Origin of the sequence: Neobacillus drentensis, assembly GCF_036966985.1 — a bacterium.
GTDB lineage: Bacteria > Bacillota > Bacilli > Bacillales > Cytobacillaceae > Neobacillus > Neobacillus drentensis_E.
Map to the genome: position 1 here is coordinate 397 of NZ_JBALSN010000183.1, position 10,476 is coordinate 10,872.

Annotated in this window: 12 protein-coding genes; 9 read left to right on the top strand and 3 right to left on the bottom strand. The window is 38.8% G+C overall.

Annotated features, from left to right (window positions below; all coding sequences use genetic code 11):
- Positions 1–34: 34 nt before the first annotated feature.
- Positions 35–961, bottom strand: a complete 927-nt coding sequence (cysK, locus tag V7659_RS12400) for a cysteine synthase A (protein ID WP_335452840.1) — start codon at positions 959–961, stop codon at positions 35–37.
- A gap of 168 nt (positions 962–1,129) precedes the next feature.
- Between cysK and thpR the strand changes: the two genes are divergently transcribed.
- From thpR to V7659_RS12420, 4 genes are all read left to right on the top strand, one after another.
- Positions 1,130–1,708 (top strand): RNA 2',3'-cyclic phosphodiesterase, encoded by a 579-nt coding sequence (thpR, locus tag V7659_RS12405; protein ID WP_335452843.1) that lies wholly within the window; start codon positions 1,130–1,132, stop codon positions 1,706–1,708.
- A gap of 20 nt (positions 1,709–1,728) precedes the next feature.
- On the top strand, positions 1,729–2,712 hold the full coding sequence (locus V7659_RS12410; RefSeq protein WP_335452845.1) for a diacylglycerol/lipid kinase family protein: 984 nt from the start codon (positions 1,729–1,731) through the stop codon (positions 2,710–2,712).
- Positions 2,699–4,831, top strand: coding sequence for a type I pullulanase (pulA, locus tag V7659_RS12415; RefSeq protein WP_335452848.1), 2,133 nt, complete (start codon positions 2,699–2,701; stop codon positions 4,829–4,831). The genes V7659_RS12410 and pulA overlap by 14 nt, the downstream gene beginning before the upstream one ends.
- Before the next feature lie 216 nt (positions 4,832–5,047).
- Positions 5,048–5,821, top strand: coding sequence for a phosphotransferase family protein (locus V7659_RS12420; RefSeq protein ID WP_335452851.1), 774 nt, complete (start codon positions 5,048–5,050; stop codon positions 5,819–5,821).
- Here the strand turns inward: V7659_RS12420 and V7659_RS12425 are convergent, their stop codons facing one another.
- Positions 5,822–6,100 carry a YtzH-like family protein gene (locus tag V7659_RS12425; RefSeq protein ID WP_335452854.1) on the bottom strand — a complete coding sequence of 93 codons (279 nt, stop codon included), beginning with the start codon at positions 6,098–6,100 and terminating at the stop codon, positions 5,822–5,824. It abuts the gene before it with no gap.
- Positions 6,101–6,266: 166 nt separating this feature from the next.
- On the opposite strand from V7659_RS12425, the gene trmB reads away from it, so the two are divergent.
- Positions 6,267–6,908 carry a tRNA (guanosine(46)-N7)-methyltransferase TrmB gene (trmB, locus tag V7659_RS12430; protein ID WP_335452857.1) on the top strand — a complete coding sequence of 214 codons (642 nt, stop codon included), beginning with the start codon at positions 6,267–6,269 and terminating at the stop codon, positions 6,906–6,908.
- Positions 6,909–7,004: 96 nt separating this feature from the next.
- Positions 7,005–7,847: a YtnP family quorum-quenching lactonase gene (locus V7659_RS12435; protein WP_335452951.1), complete on the top strand. Its 843-nt coding sequence runs from the start codon at positions 7,005–7,007 to the stop codon at positions 7,845–7,847.
- Positions 7,848–7,887: 40 nt separating this feature from the next.
- On the opposite strand, the gene V7659_RS12440 is transcribed toward V7659_RS12435, so the two are convergent.
- Complete coding sequence (locus V7659_RS12440) at positions 7,888–8,217, bottom strand: PepSY domain-containing protein (protein ID WP_283875474.1); 330 nt, start codon at positions 8,215–8,217, stop codon at positions 7,888–7,890.
- Between the two features lie 179 nt (positions 8,218–8,396).
- On the opposite strand from V7659_RS12440, the gene V7659_RS12445 reads away from it, so the two are divergent.
- The 3 genes from V7659_RS12445 (at position 8,397) to V7659_RS12455 (ending at position 10,433) form a co-directional block, all read left to right on the top strand.
- A complete protein-coding gene (locus tag V7659_RS12445; protein ID WP_335452861.1) occupies positions 8,397–9,470 on the top strand; it encodes a M42 family metallopeptidase in 1,074 nt (357 codons plus the stop codon).
- A 62-nt stretch (positions 9,471–9,532) separates the two neighbouring features.
- Positions 9,533–10,036 carry a DUF84 family protein gene (locus tag V7659_RS12450; RefSeq protein WP_335452864.1) on the top strand — a complete coding sequence of 168 codons (504 nt, stop codon included), beginning with the start codon at positions 9,533–9,535 and terminating at the stop codon, positions 10,034–10,036.
- Between the two features lie 82 nt (positions 10,037–10,118).
- Positions 10,119–10,433, top strand: a complete 315-nt coding sequence (locus tag V7659_RS12455) for a thioredoxin family protein (RefSeq protein ID WP_335452867.1) — start codon at positions 10,119–10,121, stop codon at positions 10,431–10,433.
- Positions 10,434–10,476 lie beyond the last annotated feature (43 nt).

Here is a 10,476-nt window from a genome sequence, read left to right on the forward strand (position 1 = left end):
TACGCCGCTGACCAGGGCACTTGCGCTTTTCTTATTATTGGAATAAGTCACTGGACAAATACCTCTCCCCTGTATCGCAAGCAATACAAACGACGACATCATTAGGGGTTAATCGTTTGGCAACTTCTATCGCAGCAAAGCAAGCTCCACCCGAGGATGGCCCGACAAGAATACCTTCTTCTACAGCCAACCTGCGTGCAATATCATAGGCATCTTCATCATTGATTTGATGGATTTCATCATAGATATCCTGATTAAGAATCTCTGGAATAAATCCAGGGCTTGTCCCAACAAGTTTGTGCTTGCCAGGTTTTCCGCCTGACAAAACAGGCGATCCTTTTGGTTCCACGACGTGGACTGTTATATTTTCAAAATGTGCTTTTAATGTTTCTCCTGTACCCGTAATCGTTCCCCCCGTTCCGGCGGTGGCAACAAAGGCAGCAAGTGGTTTGCCAAGTTCGTTCATTGCTTCGATGATTTCTACAGCGGTAGTATGTCGGTGTGCATCTGAGTTCGCATGATTCTCAAATTGCATCGGCACAAAGCTATTGGGAATCTCGCTAGCTAATTCAAGGGCTTTTTTGATGGCTCCTGGCATTTTTTCATCCCCAGATGTAAGGACAACTTCCGCACCGTATGCCTTTAAAATACTGATTCTTTCTTGCGTCATCGTATCAGGCATGACGATAATCGATTTATAGCCTCGTGCAGCAGCATTCATGGCAAGGCCAATCCCTGTATTTCCACTTGTCGGCTCGATAATAGTGGAACCTGTTATTAATTTTCCAGCCTTTTCAGCTTCAACAATCATATTATATGCTGCACGGTCTTTTACGCTCTTACTAGGATTAAAGTATTCCAACTTTAAATAAACCGATGCCCCATCCTTGGGTCCTAACCGATTTAGTTTAACGAGTGGTGTATCTCCGATTAGTTCAGCTATATTGTTGACTACTTTCAAGAGGCCCGCGTCCTTTCCATCCTTTGAAATAAATATCTAATAATTAGTTTCCTATCTAATAATAAATAAATATTAACTCTTTGTAAAAAAATCCGCTAATTGTCTGTCTGCTAATAGATACATTTAGGACAAAATAGACTAGAATTATTTATAGAAGGGAACATAACTATGGAAAAACGATCCCATTATTTCTTTGCCGTAAGAATACCAGAGCATACAAAATTAGTAATGAGAGACCATATGGAAAAAATTAAGGAAATGATTCCATTTAGCCGATGGGTGCATTATCTGGATTTACATATTACCCTAGCGTTTCTTGGAGGTGCCCCACCTGATAAATTAACAGAAGCAGATAAAAACGTTAAAATTGCCCTTAGCGATGAGACTGCACTTAAATTGAATATCAACAAACTTGGTTTTTTCGGCAGTGTTACTTCACCCCGCGTTTTCTGGGCCGATACAGAGGAAAGCACACATTTACAAACCATCAGAAAAAAAGTGTTTTTCGCTTGTGAGCAGGCAGGGTTTCAACTGGAAACAAGACCATTCCGTCCCCATATTACTCTTGCGAGAAAATGGATGGGAGAGCATCCTTTTCAAAACGATATGCTTAAACTGTGGGAGGAACTCCAGCCTGTGCCCCTTTCTTTTGATGCTGTTGATGTGGTACTTTATCAAACACACTTGAACAAAATACCAAAGTATGAAGCCATAAAAATATATCCTTTAACCCTCACAAACACATAAAATAAATAAAGGTTGGTATTATGAAGCAAATTTACTTTATTATAAATCCTAAAGCGGGCAATGGTCATTGCTTTAAGATATGGGAAAGAGTGGAGCACCAACTAAAAGCTAATCGTGTTAAGTACCTTGCATTTTTTACTGAATCCCCTGGACATGCCAAGATTCTAGCAACACAAATCGCGCAAAAGAATTCTGAGCAAAAGATTGTTATTGCCGTGGGTGGAGATGGAACGATGCACGAGGTGATGAATGGGGCAGTCAAGAATAATAAAATTACACTTGGATTTATTCCTGGCGGGTCTGGAAATGACTTTTCTAGAGGCTTTCAAATTCCAGTTGATCCTGTTGAAGCACTAGCCGTGATACTGCGTTTAGCAAAACATAAGGGTTTGCCAATCGATATTGGGAAAATTACATTGGCTGAATCAAATCAGCACTTTTTTATTAATAACATGGGTGCTGGATTTGATGCCATCATTTCCTATGAAGTGAATCAATCCCGGATGAAAGCCATATTAAATAAACTTGCGATGGGCAGAATGGTTTATGTTTATTTTTTGTTAAAAAAATTATTTACTTATAAAACCTCAACAATTGATTTATCAATTGACGGGAAAAAGCATATATTTGAACAGACATGGTTTGTAACTGCTTCCAATCAACCCTATTATGGCGGTGGGATGAAAATTGCCCCTGCGGCTGAACCAGATGATGGACTTTTTGACATTACCGTGGTCCACCAATTAACACGATGGAAACTGCTGCTTGTTTTTATTAGTGTATTTTGGGGAAAGCACATCCATTTTAAAGAAGTGAAAACCTATACGGGCAGGAGTGTTTCCATCCAATCTCCAACAAAACTTTTTGTTCATGCCGATGGGGAGCATATCGGATTTACACCCTTGAAGATAGACCTTCAAGCAAGCGCTCTGGAAGTGCTAACAAGAAGAAACCGTCTGAATGAAGTGGAGATGAAAGAGAGGGACTCGAATGATTGCTACTGACCGAAATTTCTTCGCATATCTAGATGAGATGAAGATCATTACGATTCTTCTTCCTCTTTCCTATCATCACGGATTGTCATCCTCCTTTTCGATTACAAGTGATTTTCAAGAACATCCATTGAAAATCATCGAGAAGGTACAAATAGAAAATAAAATGAAATATATTTGCGAATTTTCAAAGGAGTATTCCTTTGAAAAACAATATGTGATTATCGATGAGCATGGAGGGAAAACAGACCTCCAAATTGGTGCCGTCATTCGAACAGAAGAATTTGACGAGAAATTTTATTATGACGGAAATGATCTCGGTGTTACCTTTCAACCGGGGCTAACTCGGTTTAAGCTTTGGGCACCCACCGCTACTCAGGTTAAATTAAAGTTACGTCCATCTAATAGCAGTTTTTCAGAAATTGTAAAAATGAGACGAGAAGATCGTGGTATATGGTCCGTTACTATAAGCCGTGATATAGAGCTCTATCAATATAGTTTTCTTATCTTAGTCAATCAAGAATGGCGTGAAGCAGTGGATCCTTATGCAAAAGCTGTGACTGTTAATGGTGAACTTGGAGTGATTGTAAGACTTGATAAAACCAAGCGACCGCGTCCTAACTTACCTGAAATTAAAAATTCAGTGGATGCCATCATATATGAGACCCACATAAGGGACTTAACGATTCACCCCAAAAGTGGTGTTAAGAATAAGGGCCTTTATCTAGGTGCAGGCGAGCAAAATACAATAGGAATGGATGGGGAACCCACGGGGTTAGCGTATATTAAGGATTTAGGTGTTACCCATATTGAATTCCTGCCTTTTCATGATTTTGCTGGTGTGGATGAACTGCATCGAAATAAGGAATATAATTGGGGATACAATCCTCTTCATTTCAATGCCCCTGAAGGAAGCTATTCAACGAATCCTGCCAATCCATATTCAAGAATTATCGAATTAAAGCAGTTAATTGATCAAGTTCATAGTCTTGGCCTCAGAGTGATCATGGACGTGGTATATAATCATGTGTATGTTCGTGAGACTTCCTCTTTTGAAAAGGTGGTTCCTGGTTATTATTTTCGTCATAACGAGATTGGACTTCCGTCAAATGGTACGGGGGTTGGAAATGATATTGCCTCGGAACGCAGGATGGTCAGAAAATATATTGTGGATTCCATTCAATACTGGTTGGAGGAATATCATATTGACGGATTTCGCTTTGATTTAATGGGGATTTTGGATGTGGAGACGATGAAAGAGGTAAGGAAAGTTTGCGATAGTCTTTCAAAAGGGACAATAATCATCGGCGAAGGCTGGAACCTTAACACACCACTTCCAACAGAACAGAAAGCAACAATTGGAAACCAGGCAAAAATGCCACATATCGCTCAATTCAATGATAAATTTCGTGATTCTATCAAGGGAAGTTCATTTAACTTATTTGATAAAGGCTATGCCTTAGGTAATGATCATTACCTCGGGGCAGCTAATGAAGTCATGACTGGCAGCATCGGTTATACGAAACAGGGGCCTGGTACTTTTAATGAACCCTTTCAGTCATTAAATTATGTAGAATGTCATGATAACCACACGATGTGGGATAAACTTCTAGCATGTCTCCCCGATGCAGATGATTCTTTACGAATAAAGTATCATCGACTCGCCACAGCGATTGTTTTGTTGTCTCAGGGAATCCCCTTCCTTCACAGTGGTCAAGAGTTTTTTCGAACAAAAAAGGGGGATGGGAATAGTTATCGTTCCTCTGATGAAATCAATCAACTGGACTGGAAAAGAAAGATTATTTATAAAGATAACGTAGAATATGTAAAAGGACTTATTCAAGTACGTAAAGAATTTTCTTGTTTCCGAATGAGAACTTCTGCAGAAATCCGATCAAATATTCACCAAATGCCATTAGCTTCCCCACTGTTGGGATATTGGTTTAAAGGTGATAATGAACTAATCTTATTAATCAATCCCACCACAAAAAAGCATATTATTACGTTGCCCGAAGGGGATTGGACAGTCTTAGTTGATCATGAAAAAGCAGGGATTACTTCCAAGGGGATTTTGTATGGAGAAGAGATGAGTATCGAACCAGTCTCCATAAATGTTTTGCTAAAAAAATAGTTTCTGCAGATATACTTGACGAAAAAAGGTAATCCGAGATAAAATTTAATAAGATGGCTATTGTGTGCAATGGTTTCAATAGCTTTTTTTTTATTTCAAAAAAATAAAAGCTGTTAATGAAACTGTGGTAATATAAGACCTTCCGGCAGCGCAGGTTATACCTCTGACATAGGGGAATAGGCCCATAAGAACGGCATAAATTGAAGGTGAGCAATTTTGGATCATATACTAGGACAAGAGTGGGAAATTACCCCTGCTGGAGGCAAAACAGGTGAAGCCTTTTATGCAAAATATAAAGACCAAAGGCTTTTTTTGAAGCGGAATTCCTCTCCGTTCCTTGCTGTACTCTCAGCAGAAGGCATTGTCCCAAAGCTTGTTTGGACAAAAAGGTTGGAAAGTGGAGATGTAATTACTGCACAGCAGTGGCTTCCCGGCAGAGAACTAAAGCCACAAGAAATGAATCAAAAACTCGTTGCTAGACTGCTAAAGAAGATTCATTGCTCAGAGCCAATGCTGGGTATGTTAAGCCGGATAGAGACCTCTCCATTACATCCAGAGCCTATATTGCAATCGGTGGTAAACGAGTTAGATGAACAGGTACTTTCATTGCCTGAAGTGCAACATGCAATGAGCTTTTTAAAAAAGGAAGCATTAAATGTCTATTGCGATGAGAAAGTGGTTTGTCATGGAGATGTTAACCATAACAACTGGCTGCTTGCTGAAGACAACCAGTTGTATTTGATTGATTGGGACGGGGCAATGATCGCCGACCCCGCCATTGATCTAGGATTGCTTCTTTATTGGTATATTCCAAAAGAGAATTGGCAGGATTGGTTAAGCATGTACGGCAAAGAGCTGACCGATAACCTAAAGTTACGAATGAAATGGTATGTTACTATTCAGACGCTTTCTTCAATTCAATGGTATAAGAATAAAAATCGCTTGGAAGAAATGAACAAATGGATAAAGTTCTTAGATGAAATTCGCTAATCAGGAAAATTGATCAATATTACTTACCCAACTTGATAAGTTTGCTTGGTTAGATAAAATATGTTGATCCAAATCAGCTGTACCAACTCCATGGTGGCTGTACTGATATACTTCCTGTAAGATATTCTTAACATTTTGATCAACCTCTGTGTTTATCATTAGAGATTTCACTAATCGCTCTAATTGTTCACATTCGGCAACAGACCCGCAGCAATCGGTTTGATGATTGTTTAATATATCTTTTAATAAAGTGACTTGGTCATCATGACTTAATGGCATGAATGTACACCCTCTCAAGTGTTTTTTAAAAACAAGAATTCACACTGTTAGGTTGTGAATTCTTTTTTTGTTTATGCATGATCTTATTTTCCATTAAGTTAAACTTGTACTGAAAAATGGTGCATGATATAGGTAACGAATAATATTATTTTTAGGAGTGTCATAAATGAGAGTTAGACATAAACCTTGGGCAAAGGAAAAAATCGAGCAACATCCTCAATATATTGTTTCCAATCCTGAAGAATATAAAGGAAAATGGCATGAAGTTTTTAATAATGATCAACCGCTTCATATTGAAGTTGGTACAGGCAAAGGTCAATTTATTACGGAAATGGCAAGAACGAATCCAACAATTAATTATATTGGTATTGAATTATACGATAGTGTCATCATTACTGCTTTAGAACGATTAATTGAAGCAGATTTACCAAACCTTAGGCTCCTTAATGTAAATGCAGTGGATTTGCCGAAATATTTTGCCAAAAATGATGTGGACCAGGTCTATTTGAACTTTTCTGATCCATGGCCAAAATACCGTCATAGAAAAAGAAGATTAACATATAAGGACTTCCTAAAGCTTTATGAGGATATTATGTGTGATGGTGGGGAAATCCATTTTAAAACAGACAACCAAGGGTTATTTGAGCATTCTCTAATTAGCTTTTCGGAGTACGGATTATTATTAAAGTACATTAGTCTTGATCTTCATAAAAGTGATTATGAAGGAAATATCATGACAGAGTATGAAGAGAAATTTTCAGAAAAAGGAAGCCGTATTTATCGCTGCGAAGTAAAATATCAAAACTAACTTTTCAGGACAGTTCATTATTGAGCTGTCCTTTTTTATTTCTTCAAATAATCAGACAATGTTAAAATATAGAAAAGAGCAAAGGGGGAAGAAATGTTGGAAACAGTAAAAGTTGGTAGTGTGACAGTGACATGGTTATCTGGAGGTGTCACAAATTTAGATGGCGGTGCTATGTTTGGGGTTGTTCCAAAAGGAATGTGGTCGAAGAAATACCCCTCCAATGAAAGAAACCAAATTGAATTACCAACGGATCCGATGTTCATTCAAATGGATGGGAAAAATTTCTTAGTCGAAACAGGAATTGGTAAAGGGAAATTATCAGAAAAACAATTAAGAAATTTTGGTGTAACGAAAGAATCAGAGCTGGATGATTCTTTAGCTAAGTTAGGTTTACATGCAGAAGATATCGACTACGTCTTGATGACTCATTTGCATTTTGACCATGCAGGCGGCCTGACAAAGCTAGAGAATGGACATTACGTTTCAGCCTTTCCTAATGCAAAAATCATTACCTCACAAGTAGAATGGGATGAAATGCGTAACCCTAATATTCGCTCGAAAAATACATATTGGAAAGAAAATTGGGAAGCGATTGAAGCGCAGGTAGTCCCTTTTGAAGAAAAATGGAACTTAGGGGCGCTGACCATGGTTCATACTAGCGGTCATAGTAACGGACATTCAATCCTTATAATAGAGGACCGGGGAGAATTGTTAATTCATATGGCTGATCTGATGGCAACTCATGTCCATCAACCTGTGTTATGGGTGATGGCTTATGACGACTATCCAATGACCTCGATTGCAGCCAAGGAAAAATGGATTTCATACGGATTACATAAAAACGCATGGTTTAGTTTTTATCATGATGCTTTTTACCGGGCAGTGAAATGGGATTCGGGAGGCAATCAAATTGTTGAAAGTATTCAAAGAGAAAATTAAGAAAAAAATAGCCGTAACCTGTCAGGTACGGCTATTCTTACTATGAAACAAGTTCGTTGGACAAAGACCGAATATCCAAGAGGGTACCAGTTTGGGCATCGGCAATGAATTCGAATTGCTCTGTTGTACCATCATTGTTTTTAGAAATGCCGCCTTTATAGACGAGGTAATTGATGTGCTGTTTTTCATACGGCTCTGCTTCCATATGTATCCATGAACCATTGATTGGTCCATTCTTAGTAAATTGCTTTTTTACTTGTTCTAATACTTTTTCGGGCGATACATTTGTTTTACTATAAATGATTTCTTTGGCAGCATACCCGCTAATCAACCCGACCGCTGCACCGAGGAGAAATGACTTCCAATTCATAAAGGACCTCCCAAAGATATATTTGGAAAAGATAGGATTCTCTTCTCAGTATATCGTATTTATGGAAAGGAACATACTATTACATATATTAAATTCAATTGATGGAAAGAGAAACCAAAGTTCTGTAAAATTAAATATATACATAAATTAACCCGAGAAACCTAAAGGAGCTCAAAAAAATGAACGATCAAACCTTAAAGCTTTTTCAAACATTAACAGAACTTCCCGGTGCTCCCGGAAATGAACATTTAGTCAGAAAATTTATGAGGGAACAATTATCTCAATTCTCAGATGAACTTGTTCAAGATAATCTTGGCAGTATTTTTGGGGTGAAAAGGGGAGCAGAGACGGGTCCAACTGTAATGGTAGCAGGTCATATGGATGAAGTAGGCTTCATGGTGACTGCGATTACAGAAAACGGAATGCTTCGCTTTCAGCCACTTGGCGGCTGGTGGAGTCAAGTAATTCTGGCCCAGCGTGTTCAAGTGATGACCAATAATGGCCCAGTGATTGGTGTCGTTGGTTCGATTCCGCCACATCTATTAGATGATGCAAAGCGGAATAAACCAATGGAAATAAAAAATATGTTGATAGACATCGGCGCAGACAATCGTGAGGATGCCAAACAGTTAGGGATAAAGCCAGGGCAGGCAATTCTGCCAATTTGCCCATTTACACCAATGGCCAATCCAAAAAAAATATTAGCAAAAGCATGGGATAACCGCTACGGTTGTGGCTTAGCTATTGAGTTGCTGCAGGAATTAAAAGACGAAACATTACCAAATACGCTTTATTCAGGGGCAACGGTCCAAGAAGAAGTCGGTTTACGTGGTGCTCAAACTGCTGCTAATATGATCAATCCAGATATCTTTTTTGCACTCGACGCAAGTCCTGCTAATGATATGACGGGTGATAAGAATGAATTTGGCCAATTAGGGAAAGGGGCATTGCTTCGAATCCTTGACCGCACAATGGTTACACATCGCGGGATGAGAGAGTTTGTCCTCGATACTGCTGAAACACATAAAATTCCTTACCAATATTTTGTCTCACAGGGCGGAACAGATGCCGGCCGGGTCCATCAATCAAATGAGGGTATTCCAAGTGCGGTTATTGGTATTTGTTCGCGTTATATTCATACGCATGCCTCGATTGTACATGTGGATGATTATGCAGCTGCGAAAGAACTGATTGTTAAACTAGTCAAGGCTTGTGACAAAACAACGGTTGATACAATAAAAGCTAACAGTTAAGTTAACTTTTTAGGGGGCATTTTATGCTCCCTTTACTTTGTTAAAAAGGAGTACATATCATCATGAAAATTATTATTGGGTCAAAGAACCCTGCTAAAATTAATGCAGTGAAAAATTGTTTTACTGAGAACCATGAATTTGTTGACTTAGATATTCCATCTGGAGTTAACGAACAGCCGTTTTCTGATGAAGAAACAATTAAAGGAGCCATTAACCGGGCAATTGGTGCCCTACAACATGGAAATGGCGACATTGGGATTGGACTTGAGGGCGGTGTTCAAGAAACGAGTTACGGATTATTCATATGTAACTGGGGGGCACTTGTATGCAATGATAGAGAACCGATTATTGCCGGCGGAGCAAGGATCCCTCTTCCGGAAGAAGTAGCAGTCCGATTAAGGGCAGGTGAAGAGCTAGGACCGGTTATGGAAGATTATGCGAAAAGTAAAAATGTAAGGAAACAAGAGGGAGCAGTTGGTATCTTTACTAACGGAAAGGTGAATCGCTCTGAAATGTTTACTCATGTTATGAACCTATTAGTGGGACAATACAAAAGGAGCAGATGATTGGACTGAAAAGCAGTCTAACTGCTATGATTTCATAAGAAAGCATTGAAAAGTGCAAAAGATTCTAACGGAGGCGTTGAATTTGAAGAATTTAGAGTCAGCAGAGCAATTTGAACAGCTGCGCGATCATGGAAAAACAATTTTCATGTTTTCAGCAGGCTGGTGTCCGGATTGTCGAGTTATTGAGCCGATTTTACCAGAAGTAGAATCCAAATTTAATGAGTATACATTTATTCATGTTGATCGAGATGAGTATATCGATATATGCCAGCAATTAGATGTCTTCGGAATTCCAAGCTTTATCGCATTCGAAAATGGAAACGAACTAGGCCGATTCGTAAGCAAAGACCGAAAAACACAAGAAGAAATAGAAAATTTTATTTCAAGTTTAAAATAATTTGTAAACTCTGTTGATTGGAGCAGAAGGCGCGAGACTCCTG

Bases quoted from the DNA above. Each gene is read 5' to 3' on its own strand.
- V7659_RS12440 (WP_283875474.1), bottom strand. From the start codon at position 8,217: ATGAATTGGAAGTCATTTCTCCTCGGTGCAGCGGTCGGGTTGATTAGC.
- thpR (WP_335452843.1), top strand. From the start codon at position 1,130: ATGGAAAAACGATCCCATTATTTCTTTGCCGTAAGAATACCAGAGCAT.
- V7659_RS12445 (WP_335452861.1), top strand. From the start codon at position 8,397: ATGAACGATCAAACCTTAAAGCTTTTTCAAACATTAACAGAACTTCCC.
- trmB (WP_335452857.1), top strand. From the start codon at position 6,267: ATGAGAGTTAGACATAAACCTTGGGCAAAGGAAAAAATCGAGCAACAT.
- V7659_RS12425 (WP_335452854.1), bottom strand. From the start codon at position 6,100: ATGCCATTAAGTCATGATGACCAAGTCACTTTATTAAAAGATATATTA.
- V7659_RS12410 (WP_335452845.1), top strand. From the start codon at position 1,729: ATGAAGCAAATTTACTTTATTATAAATCCTAAAGCGGGCAATGGTCAT.
- pulA (WP_335452848.1), top strand. From the start codon at position 2,699: ATGATTGCTACTGACCGAAATTTCTTCGCATATCTAGATGAGATGAAG.
- V7659_RS12450 (WP_335452864.1), top strand. From the start codon at position 9,533: ATGAAAATTATTATTGGGTCAAAGAACCCTGCTAAAATTAATGCAGTG.